25 protein-coding genes are annotated in these 19,820 nt (G+C 69.5%); 14 read left to right on the top strand and 11 right to left on the bottom strand.

Annotation, left to right across the window (positions count from 1 at the left end; translation table 11 throughout):
- Positions 1-235: 235 nt before the first annotated feature.
- The 7 genes from K377_RS11830 to K377_RS11800 form a co-directional block, all read right to left on the bottom strand.
- Positions 236-2,350, bottom strand: coding sequence for a glycosyltransferase family 39 protein (locus K377_RS11830; RefSeq protein WP_161195033.1), 2,115 nt, complete (start codon positions 2,348-2,350; stop codon positions 236-238).
- The gene (locus K377_RS11825) at positions 2,347-3,732 is read right to left on the bottom strand and encodes a bifunctional glycosyltransferase family 2/GtrA family protein (RefSeq protein WP_111663181.1); all 1,386 of its coding nucleotides are present in this window, start codon (positions 3,730-3,732) and stop codon (positions 2,347-2,349) included. Before K377_RS11825 ends, K377_RS11830 begins: the two co-directional genes overlap by 4 nt.
- Before the next feature lie 26 nt (positions 3,733-3,758).
- A complete protein-coding gene (locus K377_RS42035; protein ID WP_220093173.1) occupies positions 3,759-5,342 on the bottom strand; it encodes a cell wall metabolism sensor histidine kinase WalK in 1,584 nt (527 codons plus the stop codon).
- The gene (locus K377_RS11815) at positions 5,339-6,088 is read right to left on the bottom strand and encodes a response regulator transcription factor (RefSeq protein WP_111663179.1); all 750 of its coding nucleotides are present in this window, start codon (positions 6,086-6,088) and stop codon (positions 5,339-5,341) included. Before K377_RS11815 ends, K377_RS42035 begins: the two co-directional genes overlap by 4 nt.
- Positions 6,089-6,184: 96 nt before the next feature.
- On the bottom strand, positions 6,185-7,138 hold the full coding sequence (locus tag K377_RS11810; RefSeq protein WP_111663178.1) for an amidohydrolase family protein: 954 nt from the start codon (positions 7,136-7,138) through the stop codon (positions 6,185-6,187).
- Positions 7,095-7,448, bottom strand: coding sequence for an antibiotic biosynthesis monooxygenase (locus tag K377_RS11805; RefSeq protein WP_111663233.1), 354 nt, complete (start codon positions 7,446-7,448; stop codon positions 7,095-7,097). The genes K377_RS11810 and K377_RS11805 overlap by 44 nt, the downstream gene beginning before the upstream one ends.
- Before the next feature lie 54 nt (positions 7,449-7,502).
- A complete protein-coding gene (locus K377_RS11800; protein WP_237551476.1) occupies positions 7,503-8,381 on the bottom strand; it encodes a DUF2797 domain-containing protein in 879 nt (292 codons plus the stop codon).
- 114 nt (positions 8,382-8,495) lie between these two features.
- Here K377_RS11800 and K377_RS11795 point away from each other — a divergent pair, with 114 nt between their 5' ends.
- From K377_RS11795 to K377_RS11785, 3 genes are all read left to right on the top strand, one after another.
- Entirely contained in the window at positions 8,496-8,870 is a 375-nt protein-coding gene (locus K377_RS11795) for a hypothetical protein (RefSeq protein WP_111663177.1), read from the top strand.
- A gap of 99 nt (positions 8,871-8,969) precedes the next feature.
- Entirely contained in the window at positions 8,970-9,410 is a 441-nt protein-coding gene (locus tag K377_RS11790) for a VOC family protein (RefSeq protein ID WP_111663176.1), read from the top strand.
- A 43-nt stretch (positions 9,411-9,453) separates the two neighbouring features.
- The gene (locus K377_RS11785; protein ID WP_111663175.1) at positions 9,454-10,335 is read left to right on the top strand and encodes an alpha/beta fold hydrolase; all 882 of its coding nucleotides are present in this window, start codon (positions 9,454-9,456) and stop codon (positions 10,333-10,335) included.
- A 525-nt stretch (positions 10,336-10,860) separates the two neighbouring features.
- Here K377_RS11785 and K377_RS11780 read toward each other — a convergent pair.
- The 4 genes from K377_RS11780 to K377_RS11765 form a co-directional block, all read right to left on the bottom strand.
- Positions 10,861-11,064, bottom strand: coding sequence for a hypothetical protein (locus K377_RS11780; RefSeq protein WP_111663174.1), 204 nt, complete (start codon positions 11,062-11,064; stop codon positions 10,861-10,863).
- A 327-nt stretch (positions 11,065-11,391) separates the two neighbouring features.
- Positions 11,392-11,721, bottom strand: coding sequence for a hypothetical protein (locus K377_RS41640; protein ID WP_181512537.1), 330 nt, complete (start codon positions 11,719-11,721; stop codon positions 11,392-11,394).
- Positions 11,722-13,484: 1,763 nt separating this feature from the next.
- On the bottom strand, positions 13,485-14,000 hold the full coding sequence (locus K377_RS11770; RefSeq protein WP_111663173.1) for a GNAT family N-acetyltransferase: 516 nt from the start codon (positions 13,998-14,000) through the stop codon (positions 13,485-13,487).
- Between the two features lie 13 nt (positions 14,001-14,013).
- On the bottom strand, positions 14,014-14,787 hold the full coding sequence (locus tag K377_RS11765; RefSeq protein WP_111663172.1) for a GntR family transcriptional regulator: 774 nt from the start codon (positions 14,785-14,787) through the stop codon (positions 14,014-14,016).
- Positions 14,788-14,928: 141 nt separating this feature from the next.
- Between K377_RS11765 and K377_RS11760 the strand changes: the two genes are divergently transcribed.
- The 11 genes from K377_RS11760 (at position 14,929) to K377_RS11710 (ending at position 19,816) form a co-directional block, all read left to right on the top strand.
- The gene (locus K377_RS11760) at positions 14,929-15,261 is read left to right on the top strand and encodes a hypothetical protein (protein WP_111663171.1); all 333 of its coding nucleotides are present in this window, start codon (positions 14,929-14,931) and stop codon (positions 15,259-15,261) included.
- Between the two features lie 2 nt (positions 15,262-15,263).
- Positions 15,264-16,604 carry an FtsK/SpoIIIE domain-containing protein gene (locus K377_RS11755; protein WP_111663170.1) on the top strand — a complete coding sequence of 447 codons (1,341 nt, stop codon included), beginning with the start codon at positions 15,264-15,266 and terminating at the stop codon, positions 16,602-16,604.
- Positions 16,605-16,690: 86 nt separating this feature from the next.
- The gene (locus tag K377_RS11750; protein ID WP_111663169.1) at positions 16,691-16,885 is read left to right on the top strand and encodes a hypothetical protein; all 195 of its coding nucleotides are present in this window, start codon (positions 16,691-16,693) and stop codon (positions 16,883-16,885) included.
- A gap of 178 nt (positions 16,886-17,063) precedes the next feature.
- Positions 17,064-17,741 carry a DUF2637 domain-containing protein gene (locus K377_RS11740; RefSeq protein WP_111663167.1) on the top strand — a complete coding sequence of 226 codons (678 nt, stop codon included), beginning with the start codon at positions 17,064-17,066 and terminating at the stop codon, positions 17,739-17,741.
- Positions 17,742-17,760: 19 nt separating this feature from the next.
- On the top strand, positions 17,761-17,949 hold the full coding sequence (locus K377_RS11735) for a mobile element transfer protein (protein WP_111663166.1): 189 nt from the start codon (positions 17,761-17,763) through the stop codon (positions 17,947-17,949).
- Between the two features lie 9 nt (positions 17,950-17,958).
- Positions 17,959-18,114 (top strand): hypothetical protein, encoded by a 156-nt coding sequence (locus K377_RS41635; RefSeq protein WP_181512536.1) that lies wholly within the window; start codon positions 17,959-17,961, stop codon positions 18,112-18,114.
- A gap of 26 nt (positions 18,115-18,140) precedes the next feature.
- On the top strand, positions 18,141-18,470 hold the full coding sequence (locus tag K377_RS11730; protein ID WP_111663165.1) for a SpdD-like protein: 330 nt from the start codon (positions 18,141-18,143) through the stop codon (positions 18,468-18,470).
- 1 nt (position 18,471) lies between these two features.
- Positions 18,472-18,708 carry a hypothetical protein gene (locus K377_RS11725; RefSeq protein WP_111663164.1) on the top strand — a complete coding sequence of 79 codons (237 nt, stop codon included), beginning with the start codon at positions 18,472-18,474 and terminating at the stop codon, positions 18,706-18,708.
- An 89-nt stretch (positions 18,709-18,797) separates the two neighbouring features.
- Entirely contained in the window at positions 18,798-19,343 is a 546-nt protein-coding gene (locus K377_RS11720) for a GGDEF domain-containing protein (RefSeq protein ID WP_111663163.1), read from the top strand.
- A gap of 93 nt (positions 19,344-19,436) precedes the next feature.
- Positions 19,437-19,622 (top strand): hypothetical protein, encoded by a 186-nt coding sequence (locus K377_RS11715; RefSeq protein ID WP_111663162.1) that lies wholly within the window; start codon positions 19,437-19,439, stop codon positions 19,620-19,622.
- Positions 19,622-19,816, top strand: a complete 195-nt coding sequence (locus K377_RS11710; protein WP_111663161.1) for a hypothetical protein — start codon at positions 19,622-19,624, stop codon at positions 19,814-19,816. Before K377_RS11715 ends, K377_RS11710 begins: the two co-directional genes overlap by 1 nt.
- The last annotated feature ends 4 nt before the right edge of the window (positions 19,817-19,820 follow it).

Raw genomic sequence — 19,820 nt, 5'->3', positions numbered from 1 at the left:
CCGTCGTGGCTGGTCGCGCAGTTCCCCGCGCCCCTGAGCCGTCTTTCACCCGCGCCACCGTCGTGGCTGGTCGCGCAGTTCCCCGCGCCCCTGAGATGCGCACTTCGTGCGGCATCTCATCAGGGGAAGGCTGCGCGCAGCGCATGCCTTCAGGGGCGCGGGGAACTGCGCGACCGGCCACGACGGGAGCCGCACCCGGGCGACGACCCCGGAAACCCCGCCCCCCCGGAAGGGATTAGCTCTTCGGTTGTGTCAGGTCGTAGAAGGTCGACGATCCCACGGTCACCTTCTCGAAGTGGGCCTCCACCCACTTCGTGATCTTCGACGCCGAACCGGAACTCGCCCCGCTCATGCCCCCGATGAAGTAATGGATCTTCCCATCGGCGACGTACTGCTTGAACTGGGCCAGCGTCGGAGACGGATCGGTACCGTTGAACCCGCCGATCGCCATCACCGGGTCACCGGTGGCCAGTTGGTAGCTGGCCTGGTTCTGGGAGCCGACCGTGGCGGCGACCCAGGTGTAGTCCGAGGCGTTCTTCTCCAGGAGCTTCTTGGCCTTGGAGCTGACCTCGGCACCGTTGAGCAGCCCGCCCATACCGCCACCGCCACCGCCCCCGGCACCGCGTTCCCCCATACCGGGCATGGCGCCACCCTGCTTCTGACCGGCACCACCGGTAGGAGGCTGCCCCATCTGACCACCGGTCCCACCGGGCCCGCCCTGGCCGCCACCACCGGGACCGCCACCCTGGGGACCACCCTGGCCACCGCCACCGCCACCACCACCCCCGCCGAACCCCATCGCACTGGCCCCCGAAGGCCCGGCCGTGACGATCGACCCGGAGTGCCCGGTGTTCAGCGTGGAGACGGTGTACGCGGTCGGCCCGGCCAGCGACGCGGCAAGCCCCAGACCGGCCGCGGCGAGCGCGAGCCGACGGTCGAGCCGCCCGGCGAGCGCGAGACCCAGTCCCGCCACGAGACCGGCGATCAGCACGGCCCAGCGCAGCCACGGCAGATAGTCGGGCGTCCGGCCGAGCAGCACGTACCCCCAGACGGCCGTGACGGCCACGGCCGCGCCCAGCGTCACGGACCAGCCGATCCGGGACCGCTCCTCCCACAGCACGGTGGCGCCCATACCGACGACGGCCGCGAGATAGGGAGCGAGGGCCACCGTGTAGTACTGGTGGAAGATGCCGGCCATGAAGCTGAAGACCAGCGCGGTCATGACCAGCGAGCCGCCCCACGCGAGGAACGCGGCGCGTGCCGTGTCGGTCCGCTTGGCCTTCCAGGTCAGCACGGTCCCGGCGACGAGCAGGATCAGCGCGGCGGGCAGCAGCCACGAGATCTGGCTGCCGATCTCGGAGTTGAACATCCGGCCGAGCCCGGTCTCGCCCCACTGCCCGGTGCCGGTACCGCCGCCACCGCCGCCCACGCTGCCGGTCTCGTCGCCGTTGATGCGGCCGAGTCCGTTGTAGCCGAAGGTGAGTTCGAGGAACGAGTTGTTCTGGGAGCCGCCGATGTACGGGCGTGAGGAGGCGGGCCACAGTTCGACGACCGCCACCCACCAGCCCCCGGCGACGACCATCGCGAGCCCGGCGAGGACCAGCTGACCGAGCCGCCTGCGCAGCCGGGCCGGGCCGAAGACCCCGTAGAGGAGGGCCAGCGGCGGCAGGATCAGGAAGGCCTGGAGCGTCTTGGCGAGGAAGGCGAGACCGACGGCCACGCCCGCCCAGACCAGCCACTTGGTGCGGCCCCGCTCCATCGCGCGCAGCACGCAGTAGACCGTGACGGTCATGAGCAGCGCGAGGATCGCGTCCGGGTTGTTGAACCGGAACATCAGCGCGGCGACCGGCACCGTCGCGAACACGGCCATGGTGATCAGGCCCGCGGCGGCACTGAACCGGCGGCGCACGGCCGCGTAGAGCACACCCGCCGTGGCGACGCCCATGAGCACCTCGGGGACGAGGATCGCCCACGAGCTGAGGCCGAAGAGGCGGACGGAGAGGGCCATCGGCCACAGGGCGGCCGGGGGCTTGTCGACGGTGATGGCGTTCGCAGCGTCGGACGAGCCGAAGAAGAACGCCTTCCAGCTCTCGCTGCCCGCCTGGACGGCCGCCGAGTAGAAGGAGTTGGCGTAACCGGAGGCGGAGAGGTTCCAGAGGTAGGCGAGGCCGATGAGGAGGAGCAGCCCGAGGAAGGCGGGGCGCACCCAGCGCGCGTCCCCCGGCCGCCCGCGCCACACCCGCGTCAGGAACCGGTCCCGTGGCCGGCCGTGGCCACCGGGCTGCCGGCCCGTACCCGTGTTCGCGTCGGCGACCGTCGGATCGGTCGTGGTGGTCATGGTGGTCGTCATCGCTGGTCCCTGGGATCGGGGCAGGGGTCGTACGGACCGACCCGCAGAGCCTGAGGAGTGGAGACGGTAGGAGTGGAGACGGTAGGAGTGGAGACGGTCGGTGCCGGGGCCGGTTCGGAGGGGAAGACCCAGGCCCGGAAGAGCAGGAAGCGCAGCACGGTCGCCGCGAGGTTGGCCGCGATGAGCACGGCCAGTTCGGTGGCGTGCGCGGGATCGCCGGTCGCGGCGTTCAGGGCGGCCAGCGATCCGCTGGTCAGCGCGAGCCCGATGCCGAAGACGACGAGCCCCTGCGCCTGGTGGCGGACGGCCTTGTCGCGGCCGCGCACCCCGAAGGTGAGGCGCCGGTTGGCCGCGGTGTTGGCGAAGGCCGACACCAGCAGGGCGAGCGCGTTGGCGATCTGCGCCCCGGAGAACGTGCGGAAGCCGGAGTACAGCAGCAGGTAGAACAGCGTCGAGAGCGCGCCGACGACGCAGAACCCGACCAGCTGCCGCGCGAGCCCCTTCGGCACACCGGGGAGCCGGCGGTCGCGCGGGTCGTCGCCGAACGGACGGGCGAGCCGGTCCAGCGGCAGGGAGCCGGAGGCGAGCGCCTTGCCCACCCGCCACACGCCCTTCAGGTCGTCGGTCGCCGTCTTCACGATGTGCACGGTCGAGTTCGGGTCGTCGACCCAGTCGACCGGCACCTCGTGGATGCGAAGACCGGCGCGCTCGGCGAGCACCAGCATCTCGGTGTCGAAGAACCAGCCGGTGTCCTCGACCAGCGGCAGCAGCACCTGCGCGACATCGCGCCGGATCGCCTTGAAGCCGCACTGCGCGTCGGAGAAACGTGCCTGTAGAGAGCCCCGCAGGATCATGTTGTAGGCCCGCGAGATGAACTCCCGCTTGGGGCCGCGCACCACCCGCGAGGAGCGGGCGAGCCGGGAGCCGATCGCCAGGTCCGAGTGGCCGGAGATGAGCGGGGCGACCAGGGGCAGCAGCGCGTTCAGGTCGGTGGAGAGGTCCACGTCCATGTAGGCGAGGACCGGTGCGTCGGACGCGGACCACACGGTGCGCAGGGCGCGCCCGCGGCCCTTCTGTTCGAGGCGGAAGTAGCGGACGCCCTGGAGTTCGGCGGTGAGCCGGTGGGCCACCTGCGGGGTGGTGTCGGTGGAGGCGTTGTCCGCGATCGTGACGCGGAAGCGGTAGGGGAAGGTGCGGACGAGGTGGGCGTGGAGTCTGTGCACGCACTCACCGAGGTCCGTCTCCTCGTTGTAGACCGGAATGACGACGTCCAGCACGGGCACGTTGCCGAGGCCGCTGCCCACGGGCAGGTGCTCCCGCGCAGGCAGCGCGCCGAGGTTCGCGGCGGTGGGGTCGATGCCCGGAGAAGAGTCGGTTCGCATGCCATTGACACTCGCCAACTCCGCTGTTAGCGCTGTGTGGTGGACCTTTGGGCTGCCTGTGAGTCCGGCTGTGCGCCGACCGTTGCGTGCGTGAAGAGCGCGTCGGCGCCCGCGGGCAGCGCGCTGACCGGCTCGTCGTAGGCCGGCAGATGCACGGTGAACACGGTCCGGCCCGGCCCGCTGTCCACGGTCACGGCTCCGCCGTGGGCGGCCGCGACCGCCTGCACGATGGCGAGCCCGAGCCCCGTGGACCCGGCCTTGCGCGACCGGGAGGAGTCCCCCCGGGCGAACCGTTCGAACACGTGCGGCAGCAACTCCGCGGGGATGCCGGGACCGTCGTCCCGGACGTCGACGCAGACCCAGGGCCCGTGCCGGTGCACGCGCGCGGTGACGGTGGTGCCGGGCGGGGTGTGGGTCCGCGCGTTGGCGAGGAGATTGACGAGGACCTGTTGCAGGCGCGCGGAGTCGGCGAGCACCAGCGCGGGCTCGTCGGGCAGTTCGAGCCGCCACTTGTGGTCCTGCCCGGCCGCGCGGGCGTCGCTCAGCACGTCGATGACCAGCGGGGACAGGTCGGTCGGCTCGTACGAGAGCGGCCGCCCGGCGTCGAGCCGCGCGAGCAGCAGCAGATCCTCGACCAGGCCGGACATGCGGTGCGCCTCGGACTCGATCCGGGTGAGCGCGTGCCGGGTGTCGGGGCCGACCTGCTCGCGGCCGCGGCGGGTCAGTTCGGCGTAGCCGCGGATGGAGGCCAGTGGCGTACGCAGTTCATGGCTGGCGTCCGCGACGAACTGCCGGACCCGCATCTCGCTCTGCTGGCGTGCGTGCAGGGCGCCGTGGATGTGGTCGAGCATGCGGTTGAGGGCGGCGCCGACCTGGCCGACCTCGGTCCTGGGGTCGGCCTCGGCGTCGGGCACCCGTTCGTAGAGGGTGACCTCGCCAGTGTGCAGGGGGAGTTCGGAGACCCGGGTGGCCGTGGCGGCGACCCGGCGCAGGGGCCGCAGGTTGACGCCGACCATGACGGCACCGGCGATCCCGGCCGCGACGAGCCCGGCGAAGGTGACCGACAGCTCGACGAGGATCAGGGTCTGCACGGTGTCCTGGACCTGGGCGGCCGGTATGCCGACGGCGATGGTGTCCCCGTCGGCGCTGTGCACCGTCTTCACCCGATAGGTGCCGAGGTCCGTCAGATCGACGCTGTGGATGTCGCCGTCGTCGGGCACGGACGCCAGCTCACTCTTCTGCCCGGCGGTGAGGGATGCGGTGTCCCAACCGCCCTTTCCTCGAACAGACTTGGTGGCTTGCCCGTCTGAGATGACGGCACCGACCGTGTCCTTCGGCGATCCGCCGCCGACCACGAAGCGCAGCTTCTGGTCGACGCTCTGGCTGCCGGGCGGCTGGGTCTGCGGCTTTCTCAGGTCCGGGTCATCCGGCTGCCCCTCGGCCCGCTTGGCGATCGAGCCGAGATCGGTGTCCAGCCGGTCGTAGAGCGAGCTGCTGACCGCCACCGTGGTGACGGTCCCGATGACGGCGGCGACGACCGCGATCAGCGCGATCGCCGACACCACGAGCCGGGTCCGCAGCGTCTGCGGCCGCGTCCGCCAACGCTTCACGACACCGTCGTCGCGGCAGGCTTGATCAGATACCCGGCGCCCCGCCGCGTGTGGATCATCGGCTCACGGCCGGCGTCGATCTTCCGCCGGAGGTAGGAGATGTACAGCTCGACGACGTTGGCCTGGCCGCCGAAGTCGTAGGACCACACCCGGTCCAGTATCTGGGCCTTGCTGAGCACGCGCCGCGGGTTGCGCATGAGGAAGCGCAGCAGCTCGAACTCGGTGGCGGTCAGATGGATGTTGGCGCCGCTGCGCGACACCTCGTGGCTGTCCTCGTCGAGCATCAGGTCGCCGACCACGAGCACGGAGTCGCTGCGGCGGTCGGCGGCGCCGGTGCGCCGGATCAGTCCGCGCAGCCGCGCGACGACCTCCTCCAGGCTGAACGGCTTGGTGACGTAGTCGTCGCCGCCCGCCGTCAGCCCGGCGATCCGGTCCTCGACGGCGTCCTTGGCGGTCAGGAAGAGCACGGGGACGTCCGGCAGCTCACGGCGGAGCCGCCCGAGCACGCTCAGTCCGTCCATGTCCGGCAGCATCATGTCGAGCACGACGGCGTCGGGCCGGAACTCCCGCGCGGTCTGCACGGCTCCGGCACCGTCGCCGGCGGTCCTGATCTGCCAGCCTTCGTAGCGCAGGGCCATGGACAACAGCTCGGTGATCGACTGCTCGTCGTCCACGACAAGCACCCGGACGGGGCTCCCGTCCGGCCTCAGCAGTTCGGTACGCCCCTGGGGCGAGGTCGCGGTCATGTTTCAACCATGCGGTGGCCCTCTGAGAGCACCCTTTTGCTTACCTGTGAATACCCTGAGAAACGCACAGCCGCCTCTCAGGAACCGGTGTTCGGGCTATCGCAGGAACAGCTCGGCACCGTTGTCGTGGCAGACCGCCCGCACCCACTCCGACCCGAGACCGAGCCGCTCGACCGCCTCCAGCTGATGCACGTACGGGTACGGAATGTTGGGGAAGTCGCTGCCGAGCAGCACCCGGTCCCCGAGCTCGACGAGCCGCCCCAGCTCCCGCGCGGGGAACGGCGCCTGCCGCTCGACGAAGTCCGTGAACGCCATCGTCGTGTCGAGCCGCACCTCCCGGTACCGCTCGGCGAGATCCAGGAACTCCGTGTACTCGGGCATCCCCATGTGCGCCACGACGAGCGGCAGCCGGGGATGGCGTTCGAGCACCCGGGCCATCGGTCCCGGCCCGGTGTGCTTGCCGGGCGCGGGGCCCGACCCGCAGTGCGTCACGACGGGCACCCCGGCCTCGGCCAGCAGGCCCCACACCGGGTCGAGCAGCGGATCGGCGGGGTCGTACGCCCCGACCTGGACGTGCGCCTTGAAGATCCGCGTCCCGCCCTCGATCGCCGACCGCACGTACCCCTCCACCCCCGGCTCGGGGAAGAAGGTCGCGGTCCGCAGGCAGCCCTCCGTGCGCCGCGCGAAACCGGCCGCCCACTCGTTCAGCCACTCGGCCATCCCCGCCTTGTGCGGATACAGCATCGAGGTGAAGGCGACGACCCCGAACTCCCGCATCCGCGCGACCCGCCGGTCCTCCTCCTCCCGGTACGTGATCGGCCACTCGCCCCCGACCAGCGGCCCGGCCGCGTCGAAGTACGCCCACACCTTGCGCAGCACGCGCTCGGGCATGAAGTGCGTGTGCACGTCGACGAGCCCGGGCAGCCCGTGCCGCGCACGGAACGCGGCGACCAGCTCGGCCTCCGCCTCCGCCGGGCCGGGACGGCTGCCCGCGCCGGCGCCGGGGCTACTCACGGACGAACCCGTGGCTGCGCTCGACCTTGGCGACATGCACCGTGTAGCTCTCGTACCACTCGGCCCGCCCCTGCCGCTGCGCGTCCCGGTGTTCCGCCACGGACCGCCACTCCTCGACGGCCGCGCCGTCCCGGAAGTACCCGACGGTGATCCCGAGCCCGCCCGGCGTCCGCGCGGACTCGTGCCCGAGATACCCCGGCACCTCCCGCACCAGCGCGTCCATCCGGTCGGAGGTCTCCCCGTACCCCTGATCCCCCGCGGTCCGCACGGAGCTGAACACCACGACGTAGTACGGCAGTTCAAAGGCCGGCAACGGCGCCGCGGGCGCCTCGGCGTGATCACTCATTCCCCCACAGTCGCCCTGCCCCCTCCTCCCTGTCCACATCCTTTGGACCGTCGTCTAGAACAGCCCGCTCTGCACCGCGGGCACCTCCCGCACCTCGAACCCCGCCCCGGCCTCCCCGTCACCGGCCCCCACCAGCGGCCACCCGGCCAGCACCCGCGTATCCACGACGAGCCGCCGCCCGCCGGACTCGACGAGATGCAGGTCGGGCCCTGCGGCGGCCACCACGCGCCCCGCCACCACGGCCCCTTCGCCGAGACCGCTCACCACGACGTCGACCCCGCCGATCGCGCCGAGCCCGAAGACCTCCTCATGTCCGACGACCGCGCACGGCAGCCGCGCCAGCGACTCCGGCCACCCGTCGAGCCCCACCGCGACCGCGTGCGCCCGCTCCAACTCGGCCCGCCCCCTTTCCGTCTCCACACCGCCCCGGACGATCCGCTTGGTCGCGTACGGAATCCGGTCCGGCACCCCGAGAGCCACCCGCAGCAGCTCCTCGGCCCGCCGCGCCGCCATGAGCGGCCCCTGCCCCAGCCACGTGTACGCGACGGCCCCCTGCTCGAGAAGCCGGGCGCTCCCTCTGCCCACCCCCGTGATCCCGACCTTCACCAATCCGTCCCCGAACCACGCCAGATACACGTGGTACGGCCGCGGGTCGTCCGCGATCGTGTCGGCCGCCACGGACTGCGCCCGGTCGATCCCCGCGCACTCCGCGCACTGCGCCCGGGTCCCCCGCACCGGCACAGCGGCCCACCCCGGACACGCGCTGCGCCGCCCGCCGCGCCACACGCCCAGACACCGCCGCGGCCCCGCGACCCGGAACGCCACGCTCTCCCCGAACCGCACGGCGCTCTCCCGCTCTCCACCCCCGTCCCCCGTCCACCCCATGCCCGGCCCGCCCCCGCCCCATCGCATCCCGGTGCACCACCACGTCATACGGCCAGGATGGCGCACCCCACTGACAACACACCCTCACCTGCTGTTTTCTGAGTACGTACCTGAGTACGCGCGCCCTGCCCGGCCGGACGCCCCGGCGCGAGACTCGTCCACATGAACGAACAACGCCTGCTCGCCACCCTCGTCCCGGCCGTGACGGCCCTCGCCGGATGGGCCGCCTGGCTCGGCTGGGACCAGCACCGCGACGTCCACCCCGACGGCTCGACGACCGGCCCGTACGCCGCCTGGCAGGTGATCGGCCTGGTCCTGACCCTGCTGGCCGCGGTCCACTGGTCGGCCTCCCGCCACCACATCGCGGCCGCGACCCTCGGCACCACGGCCGGCCTGACGGTGGCCGCCGCCTACGACTGGTCGGACGACGCCAGCGGCCTGTTCATGGTCGGCGTCGTCCTGCTCGCCCTCGGCTCCCTGGCCGCGACGGCGGCGGTCTCGGCCACGATCAGCACCGTCCGGCGCGGCACGGCCTGACCCGTTCCGCAGCCACTACGGTCGACAGTCCGGGGATGTCGAGAACGCGCCGGCGGCTCCGTCCCAGTCGTGAACCGGATCCGGACGAAGGAGACCAGCATGGCGATTCAGCGGATGGACAACGTCGGCATCGTCGTCGAGGACATGGACGCAGCCATCGCGTTCTTCGTGGAACTCGGCATGGAACTGGAGGGCAGGGCGGAGGTCGAGGGCCCGGTCGCCGACCGCTGCACCGGGCTCGACGGCGTCCACTGCGACATCGCGATGCTCCGCACCCCCGACGGCCACAGCCGCCTCGAACTCTCGAAGTACCGCACCCCCCGGGCGACCGCCCCCGAACCGCGCGACCGCCCGCACAACATCCTGGGCACCCACCGCGTCATGTTCGCCGTCGACGACCTCGAATCCACCGTCGCCCGCCTGCGCCCGCACGGCGCCGAAGTCCTCGGCGGCATCGCCCGCTTCGAGGACAGCTACCTGCTCACCTACGTCCGCGGCCCCGAGGGCATCATCGTCGGCCTGGCCGAACAACTGAGCTGAATCCCGGGTGCGCCCGGCGCCCCGGCCGTGCCACGCTCCCCGTATGCCGATCATCACCGTGTCCCCCGACGTCTCCCTCGCGTACGAGACCTTCGGCGACCCCGCCGACCCCCCTGTCCTGCTCGTGATGGGCTTCGGGGCACAGCTGCTCGGCTGGCACGAGGACTTCTGCCGCGCGCTGGCGGAGCGCGGCCGCTACGTGATCCGTTACGACAACCGCGACTGCGGCCTGTCCACCAAGTTCGCCGACCACCCCGTCGACACGGGCGCGTTCATCGCGGCGGTCACCTCGGGAGACATCCCCGCGGCCCTCGCGATGGCGCCCTACCGCCTCACCGACATGGCCGACGACGGCCTGAACCTGCTCACCGCCCTGGGCATCGACCGCGCCCATGTGGTCGGCTCCTCGATGGGCGGAATGATCGCCCAGACGATGGCCGTCTCCCACCCCGAGCGGATCCTGACCCTGACGTCGATGATGTCCTCGACCGGCGAGAGCGAGTACGGCCGCCCGAGCCCGGAGGCCCAGGCCGTGGTGTCCGCCCCGAAGCCGGCCGAACGCGAGGCGTACATCGCGGCGGCGGAGAAGGAACTGACCTGGGCCTCCAAGCGCTACGGCGACGCGAGGGCCCTGCGCGAACTGGCCGCCGCCTCCTACGACCGCGCCCACTACCCGGCGGGCACCGGCCGCCAGCTGGCCGCGATGATCCTCGGCGGCTCCCGCGCGGACGCCCTGCGCGACCTGAAGGTCCCGACCCTGGTGATCCACGGCCTGGACGACACCCTGATCGACCCCAGCGGAGGCCGCCGCACCGCGTCCCTGATCCCCGGCGCGACCCTCCTCCTGCTCCCCGACATGGGCCACGACCGCCCCCGCGAACTCTGGCCGACCCTCATCGAGGCCCTGGCGACCCACACCGCCTGAGCCCAACGCAAGAGGCCCCCGGATCTCTCCGGGGGCCTCTTGTCGGTGTGCACTCGGCAGGATTCGAACCTGCAACCTTCTGATCCGTAGCTCAATGCAGAGCAGCCGTTAGCGGTCATACAGGCCCCGCTACGTCCTGTCGAAGGCTTTGAACGACGGATGTGGTTGCTGTGGTTGCTGTACTTCGCCGCTGTACGGCATGGGTCCGGTGGGGACGGCGATCGGGGTGGCCCGCTGGGCAGTCCTGGTGATCGCCTGAAGTGATCTCAAGTGGTGTTTCAGGATGTGCCCATAGAGCAGGAAGGTTCCCAAGTGACACCTACGATCACAGCGGCGATCATCGCAGCAACTGCCGCGATCACGAGCGCCTTCGTGGCTGCGTGCGTGCAGTACATAGCGAAGGCACGTGAGGAGAGGCGACTGGCCACCGTATCTCGAGTCGAAGCAGACACTCGGGTCGCGGACTCGTTCACGACGATTATGTCCCGAGCTCATGCGCGGGGTGAGTCCGTCTTGGATGACGCACTAGTCTCCGCCCTGCTCGCTGACGGCCCTCTCATCGAACGAATTCGGCAAGACCTTGCGGTGCAGGTGGCCGGCCAGATTGACCACGAGCTTCTCCAGCGCATCGACCGAGTGCTTGAGGGCGCGACTGTACGCACGTTCGCAGTGGGCGTTGCAGAGCAGAAGGCCGCGATACAAGTAGTAGCTGCGCTCGGTCTTCAGCACCCTCTCTTGACCCGTGCAGCCTGGTACGCATTGCAAGAGATCAACCAGTTCGCAACTGCACCTGAGCATCAACGACTAGTTAAGGCGCTGAAGGATCGCGAACTCCACGACGCACGGCGACCGAGGCTACGACGAAGGCAGCGCGCCAGCTACTGGCTGACTCGTCCTTGAAGCTGCGACTCAGGTCGAACGTCTGAACGCACGACCTCTTCGTCCCGAAGCAACTCGTGAGGCTCGCTGCCCCTGGCCTGCTCTGCCTGCCACCTGCGCTGATGGTCCGCTGACGTCCACGGTTGTTCGCGGTTGTGCGTCGCGGTTGTCACGCAGTTAGACACTCACCTGGCCGCCTGCCGGATCGGCCATCCACTCATCGAGCCTGATCTTGATCTGATGATTGTGGTCCGCATGATCAACGACCAGACCGCCGACTTCAACTCCCGGCTGGGGCAGCTCCATGTGGTGGGGCATCCCTCCGATCTCGGCGAGGCCCACAGCGTTGGCGTGGCCCTCGATGCGGATGAAGACACCGAACCTCTGTCGGCCGATGACTCGTCCAGTGACGTGCGTGCCGACGGGGAGAGCTGCAACGGTCTCGGGCCAGAACTGCCGGACTTCGGTAGCGGTCGGAGACTCCGGAGGCCAAGGGAACTCGGACATGGACCTCATGATGGCCGCGCCCAGGGCTCAGCGCCATAAGCTCGGGTGATCTAAGGGGAGTTGGGTGCCTGACCTGCGGGGGGAGTGGCCTGACGGCCTTGACTCTGACAGCCCATTGCCCCGCCGTTCCCCGTGGGTCCCCGCCCAACTGGCACGGGCAATTGGCCGGGCCTGGTGGGGGACTAGTCAGTGCGCGACGCGTGCGGCTACCCGCAGGTCACCACGGATGCGGCTGGGCTAGTTGCGCAGTGTGGGCACATCACTGCCGCTGCCACCTCATTAAGGAGAGTCGCTCGTGCCATCTGTCAATCCATCGTTGATTTCAGATGACGTCGCAGGCGATCTTGTTTCCTGGGGCGGCAGAATCCGGGGCAGGTCGGATGTCAGAACACTGGATTCTAGCTCCCCAGACACGACGGCTTGGATTAGTACATCATTTGCTTCGCGCGCCTTTTGCTGACCCCGCACAATAAGGAGTAGGGCGCATGGGATAACTAGAAGCAGTGGGGCCGCACCCTTGGCTACTATTACGCTTAGCAGGATTGACGTGCTGAGGCCAACGTTCACTCTGAGATCCGCCTCGGCTGTTGCGCGATCGTAAGTGTTGTAAAGGTCCAAATTCTTGGACTGTAGGCGAATTGGAAGTTGATCTAGTTCGTCGCCGAACCTTCCCAGTGCTAAACGAACGTCAACACCCCGCCCCTTGATTCTGCGGATGTAAACGGCCAGGTCGATCAGGGATGAGCGTGACGCTCGCCTGCCCCAATCGGGCATCCTGACTGAAGTTAACGACTCGTCGGGAAGGAGGTAGTCGTGGAATTCCACATCTCCGCGACTCGTTTCGGGATTCTCCGACCAATGTAGCATTCTGGGATCCTCAAGCTCCATATATGAAGAGTTTCCTAGGATCCGTCGATCGATGGCCCACCGCCACTCCGAAAATCTAAACCAGTGAACGATGGAGCGGGCTTTAATCTCAAGTAGGCAACCGATTAGGTATGCGACGAAACTGACTGCGGCGAAAGTGGCCGTTGTGCCGATAGCGCCGCTCAGCTTGTACGCACTTTCCCATACTCCATGGGCTTTTTCTCTTTCGGGTATATATTCCGAGATGGCAAGCCAGAGAGATATTAGCCAAATGTAACCAGCGGATAAAGGGGTTCTGATTTCCCGGATTCCCGGCAGTAGGTTAGCGAGCACGGATTCAGTTTGCACGGCCGCGTAGGTGGTGCGCGCGGGTTTGAGTAGATGGGGCGGCGGAGGCTGGGTTGGTTGTTGGCCTGCGTGATCTGGAATCCTGCACAGGCCTACTCCCTTAACTACCACTCTCCCCAGCTCCCATCCCGTCCGCCGTCGACCCACACGTCTGTGGAGCGGGCGTGGTTCATGGCGTCCAGGTGGAGCGCCCCGCTGGACGAACGACCTGGACGCCATGGGCCGCGTCTGCTCGGCTCTGCCTGGGTCGACGGTGGACGGGATGGGAGCCCACCACGCTCACCACGATGTGCCCGCGGCCGGGAACGGCGCCCCCTCCCCCCGGTGCCGGCCGATCCCCCGCCGGAGGCATGTCCTTGACCGTGGGCTGAAGTGCGTCGAGTGCTCGACTCATGACCTCCGGACCTATCCACGTGGGCGGGCGTCGGCGCAGCCGGGGCAGCGCGGGCCGAAGGCATGAGCGCAGCCCCGAGCGGAGCCGGGAAGCCCGCCCGGCGGAGCGGAGCGCAGCCGGGTGCTTGATGAGGTAGAGAAACTTGTAACAGCTCTCAGGCCGTCGGGGGCGAGACGTAGCAAATGGCAGGGATGCTCTGGTCGGCTCCGAAGTGGTGAGTGGCTTCGCCGATCTTCTGCCAGCCGAGCCGTTCGTAGAGCCGCATGGCCGCGACGTCCTTCGTCATGACGTCGAGAACCAGGCGTAGATCCCGTTCCTGAGCGAAGTGCATCGCGGCTTCCATCAGGCGTTTCCCGGTCTCGTGCTTCCGTGCGTTTCTGACAACGAACAGCCTTGCCAGAACGGCTACATGTTCCTCGTCGTCACCGCTCTGCTTGGTCCACATCGTGACAGCGTCTTCGCCTCGCGGTCTCATGATGGCGACGTGCCCTACGACCTCCCCCTCGTCGTCGGCCACCCATGCAGCGAGCACATCGTCCGACCTGAGCCAGCCGTGAGGATCTTCGATCCCCTCTACGGGATATCCGTCCGTCTCGTGGACTTCAACCAGCGCCGCAGCAGCGCCAGTTAGATCACTGCTCTCGAAGGGGCGCACGATCGCGGATGCCATCAAGGACTCCTGTCTATTCGACGGGCAGTTCGTAGAGCAGCCCGGTGCGGTCAGCGCGGTGGACGTAGCGCGACACCTCGAAGGGAACTCCGTCTTGGTCGAGGCTGGTGTGCAGAACATCGAGCACTGGCACGCCGGGGAGAAGGTCCAGGATCGCGGCCTCGGCCGGCGTCGGCATCCTGGCGCTGATCTCGTCGCGCACGTTGGTCATGACGTGCCCAAGGTCTTGAAGCCGTCCGTAGATGCCGTCCTTACCGGTCTTGGCCTGCATCAAGAGCGTTCCTTGAGCCTCATCCCAACGAAGGTAGGTCGAAACGATCTGGACTGGTTCGTCGTCCGCGAAGTAGTGATTCTCGCGGTGAACCACGCTCTCCTCTTCGGCTGACACCTTCAGACGCTCGGCAACATCCGCCGGCGGACGTTCGCGAGCGATGGACGGGACGTCGATCCGCGGGACCTTGCCCTGTCGGCTGCACTCCAGCCTGAACGGCGTGAGGCCCGTTTCCCGGTTCTTAAGCGAGTACCGATCGCTGCCGAACCGGAACAGCTTCTGCGGCTCGCGTACGAACACGCCGCTTCCGTGCTTGGCAGTGACTAGGCCCTGCTCCGCAAGGATCCGGATCGCCTCCCGCGCCGTGTTGCGAGCGGCGCCGTACCGCTCAGCCAGAGCGCGCTCCGAAGGCAACTTGTCCCCGCTGTGCAGTTCGCCAATTTCGATCTGTCGGCGCAGATCGTCGGCAATACGCCTGCTCGGAGGCTGCTGGGTCGGAGGGCCGGGCGGAGTCATGGCCGCAGTCTAGCAACTGGCTCAAGCCACCTTGTTGACCTGAAGCACGGCCTGTGCTCAACTGGCTTAAGCCAGTAAGTGGCTCAAGCCAGTTGGGCGTTGCTGCTCATCAAGTGCGCCCTGGATCGCAAGGAGTGCTGTATGCCGTCCTTCAAGATCGACCTTCAGACCGCTGTCGTGTTCGTGGCGACTGCGCCGGAGCCGAAGATGGTCAACAAGAAGACGGGTGAGCGGGCGATGGACCGCGACAACCCGGGCGTGGCCCTTTCGACGGTGGGCCTGCTCGTCTCGGACGAGGGGGAGGGGAACCTCTACCAGGTGACCGTCCCGGAGACCGGTCTCCCCGAGGGGCTGGTGCCGGGTATGCCGGTGAGCGTTACCGGCCTGAAGGCGCGGGACTGGGAGAACACCTTCAACGGTGAGAAGCGGCACGGGATCTCGTTCCGCGCGGTCGCGCTCACCACGGGGGCCTGATCATGGCTGACCCGATCCTGTGGGTCGAGGCTGCGGGCGCCTTAGCGGGTGCCGGCGGTATCGGCTACGCGAAGGTCCGCGCGCCGCGCGTGTACTGGACGCTGGTGGGCCTGCCGGTCACCCGGGCCCGGTTCGCGATCAGCTACCGGACGACGATGGACGTGTGCGGGCTGACGGTGCGCCCGTCGGGGCTGCGGGCGTTCATGGCCCGCAACATCGCCCGCGGTGAGGTGCTGCCGGTCCCGCCGAAGGTGCGCCGGGTCCGGATCACCTCGACCGGTCTGCGGGTCACCCTGCGACTGCCCGCCGGCCTGGAGCCCTTCGACATCGCCGCCGCTTCCGAGCGTCTGCGGCACGCATGGGGCGTGCACGCGGTGAACTTGACCGCGACCAAGCCCGGTTTCGTCGAACTGCGGATGACCGGCTATGACGTGCTGAGCCGGGTGCGGATGCCGCGCAAGGTCCAGCCCCACGATCTGGTGGTGCCGGTCGCGCTGCGCGATGACGGGACCGTCTTCGAACGCGACTACCGCCAGGTCCCCCAGGCTCTGACCCTGGGCGCGACCCTGTCGGGCAAGTCGGTGTATCAGCGCAACCTGATCAAGGGGCTGGCTCAACTGCCGGTCGCGCTGGTGGGGATCGACTGCAAGCGCGGGGTCGAGCAGGCCCGCTACGCCGCCCGCCTGTCCGCACTCGCGACCAACCCCGACGACGCCGCCTCCCTGATCGACGTCCTCGTCGCCGAGATGGAGGACCGCTTCGACCTGCTCGCCAAGCACGGCGCCTCGGACCTGTGGGCCCTGCCCGAGTACCTTCGTTCGGCGCCCATCGTGGTCCTGGTCGACGAGATCGCGGAACTCTTCCTGATCTCCTCCAAGACCGATGAGGCCCGCCGCGAGCGGATCGTCACCGGCCTGATCCGGCTGGCCCAGCTCTCCCGCTCGGTCGGCATCTACCTGGAGATCTGCGGGCAGCGCTTCGGCTCCGAACTCGGCAAGGGCGCCACCATGCTCCGCGCCCAGCTCACCGGCCGGGTGGTGCACCGGGTCAACGACAAGCAGACCGCCGAGATGGGCCTGAGCGACGTCGCCCCCGACGCTGTGCCGACTGCCTCGTTGCTGCCCGCCGACCGTCCCGGACAGGCCGTTGCGGCGGACTCCTCCGGTGGCTGGTCCCGCATCCGCACCCCTCACACCAGTGAGGCCGAGACCGTCGCGGTCTGCGCCGCCACCGTGCACCTGATCCCGGACCTTCCGGCACTGGAGCCGTTCCGCCCGGCCGTGCCGCTGGACCCGACGCTGATCATCCCGCCCATGCCCACCCAGGCCCCGGCGATTCCCTGACGCTCCTGCTTCACCCGGTCGGCGCGACCGCCTCGCGCCAGCTCCCTACCCCGCCCATGCCTGAATCCGGAAGGAGAACACCGCTGATGTGCCACGCCTGCGCGGACCTCGAAGTGACCTCCCACCTCATCTCCGCCCTCAGCGCCTACGCCGGAACTCCGGGCGCCGACCTGGAGTTCGTGGACGTCACCGCCTACGGGCTGGTCTCCGCGATGAACGTGCTCAACGACCGCCGCCTGTACCCGCCCGCCGGCCACGGCTACCCCAGCCAGGACGCGTGATCGCCATGGCCGCGAAGAAGGCACCCGCCCCGGCTGCGCCCTGCCCGACGTGCAAGGGGTCCGGAGAGGTCTCGGTCCCGGTCCGCGTCGGCCGCAAGCGCCGGTCCGTCGGCTCCCAGACCGGCATGTGCCTGACCTGCTTCGGCTCGGGCGAAGCACCTGAAGGAGGTGAGGAGACGTGACCCGTTCCTTCCGCCCGGACGCCGTTCTGATCCAGGCCGTGATTGCCGGGGCTCTGTCCTTCGCCCATCTGCACGACCTCGCCTCCGCTGCAGGTCAGTCCGGATGGAAGGCGTGGGCCTACCCCATCTCCGTCGACCTGCTCCTGGTCGCCGCGTGGCGCCGGCTACGGACCGCTCGCCGGGACCGGTCCGCCTGGACCTGGTTCCTGATCGCACTGTTCGCCTCGCTCGGCGCGAACATCGCCACCGCCGGACTCCTCGACCTCAAGCACGTGCCCGCCTGGCTGTGCATCCTCGTCGCCGGCTGGCCCGCGCTCGCCTTCCTCGGCGGCACCCTCCTCGTCCACTCACCCACCACACCGCAGCCGACTCCCGAACCGGCCCCGACCGTCGCGCCAGTCACCGAACCGGCCCTTCACGAGGTCGAGTTGGCCCGTACCGAGGAGACGCAGTCGATGGTCACGGCTCCGGAACTCCCGGCCGCCGAACCGGCCCCGCAGCCCGCCGCGACGGCTCCCAGCGTGCCGCCCGCGCTGCTCGATCACGCCCGGAAGATCGCGAACATGCACGCCGCGTCGACCGGCAGCCCGATCAGCCCCGAGACCCTGCGCACCCGCCTCCAACTGCCCGCCCCGATGGCCGACGCCATCGCAGCCGAACTCCAACTCACCTGACCCGAAAGGAAGATCCGCCATGCCCGCCTATCGCCGCTTCCGCGACGTCCAGAAGATCGGGCCCGTCCAGGTCGCCAGCTTCCACGACGGACGCGGACGCGACCGCCACACGGCCGCCTGCACCGCCCCGGGCTGCGACTTCTCCACCGAGTACGACAACCGCTCGGCCGCCGAACTCGCCGCCCGCACCCACCGCTGCCCGGCCTAGGAGAGACCCGTGGACGTTCCGCTCTGGCTCGCCGCGCTCGTCGTCGCCGTCCTCGGCATCAAGCTCGCCCGCCCGCCGTGGTGGCTCGTGGCCCTGCTCCTCCTCGGCGGCTACCTCATCGCCGGCAGCTTCCTCGGCCCCGCCATCGGCGCCCTCATCAACTGATCGATCCCGAAGGGAGGTTCACGCTCATGTTCACCCCGAAAATCCCGGTCAACGACCAGCCCACCGGCCAGATCATCCCCCTCAACACCACCCAGGGCACGGTGAACGGCCACCCGCACGCCCCGAGTGCCTGCCACTGCCACCAGCAGAGCCCGCCCGCGACCGCGCCCTCGCGTCCCACGGTGCAGCTCACCCCCGGCTCGCTCGCACTCCTCGTCGGCGGCGGCACCGCTGCCGTCCTCGTGATCGGCGCCGTGCTGGTCTCCATGCTCCTCGCGGTCGCCATCACCGCCGGCTCGCTCGCCATCGTCGCGCTCGTCATCCGCTCACTCATCAACCAGGAAAGGAAGCACTGACATGGGGTTCTTCAGCCGCAAGGAGACCGCTGAGCCGACCAACACGGCCATGGCGGAGATGGGGCGAGAGTTCGCCATCGCGCGTCGCCACGGTGACCGCAAGACCATGCGCCGCATCGGCCGCGAGTACAGCGAATCCGCCCGCACCGACAACGACGCGGCTTCCTTCCAGCGCGGCCAAGACGGCTACGACGCGATCCCCCCGGTGAACCCGCCGCGTCGCGGACGCCGCCGCTAAACGGCCCTCGGAGCGGCCTCGGTCGCCAACTTCCGCCGCTCCGGGCGCTCGACCTCTCCCCAATTCATCGGACCCGAAAAGAGGCACCCATGGACACCCACGTCATCGCGGCCGCCTTACCGGCCCTGGGCTGGGCCACGCACGGCAGCCTGCTCCTGCACCGCCTCGCCACCGCCCGCCGGGACCCGCTGACCGGCCTGCACACCCGCGCCGGCTGGACCACCCGCGCCGAACACCTCATGGTCCGCAACCCCTCGGCCCTGGTCGTCCTCGTCGACTTGGACGACTTCAAGAACATCAACGACACCTACGGCCACGCCGCCGGGGATGCCGTGCTCGCCGCGACCGCTCACCGCCTGAGCGAATGGTGCGGGCGCCACGGGATCGCGGCCCGCCTGGGCGGGGACGAATTCGCCGCCGTCGTCACCGATCCCGACCGGTCCTCCGGGCTGAGCGCTCTGCGAACGGCCCTCGACCGGCCCGTGGACCATGGCGGCCACGCCTTGGCGGTGTCGGCCTCGGTCGGCCACTGCCACCGCAAGACCCTGCTCGTGCCGACGCTGACCGATGCGCTGTCGGCCGCCGACTTGGCGATGTACGCGGCCAAGGGCCACGGCAGGCGCAACACACATTAAGCGGCCCCCGGAGCGGCCTCGGTCGCCAAACTTCCGCCGCTCCGGGCGCCTGACCTCTTCCAGATCCAACGGACCCGAAAGGGAAGCCCCATCATGCCCCAGCACGCCCAGAACGCGCCCGTCTGCCGCGACTGCGACGGTTTCGCTTCGGCCAAGGTCACCCTCGGCGGACGCGACCGCCACGGCCACCTGCGCACCATCACCGCCCACTGCCCCGCCTGCCACGGCACCGGCACCACCCGCCAGGGACGCACCGCTCCCGTCCAGGCGGCGGCGTGATGAGCGACCTGACCCCGACCTCCGAGCGCCCCGGACTCCACGTCAGCAAGCCCTCGCCCTCCGACCCCGCCACCGCCTCCGCGGTCTGCCACTGCGGCGCCTCCGCGACCGCTAAGGGCGACTCCCAGGTCAAGGCCCTCGTCGACGGCTACACCGCCAACCACGGGCCTGCCCACTCCCAGAACGGAAGGTGATCCC

This window comes from Streptomyces sp. PsTaAH-137 (genome assembly GCF_003259365.1).
GTDB lineage: Bacteria > Actinomycetota > Actinomycetes > Streptomycetales > Streptomycetaceae > Streptomyces.
This window is presented reverse-complemented; position numbering and strand designations above follow the sequence as displayed.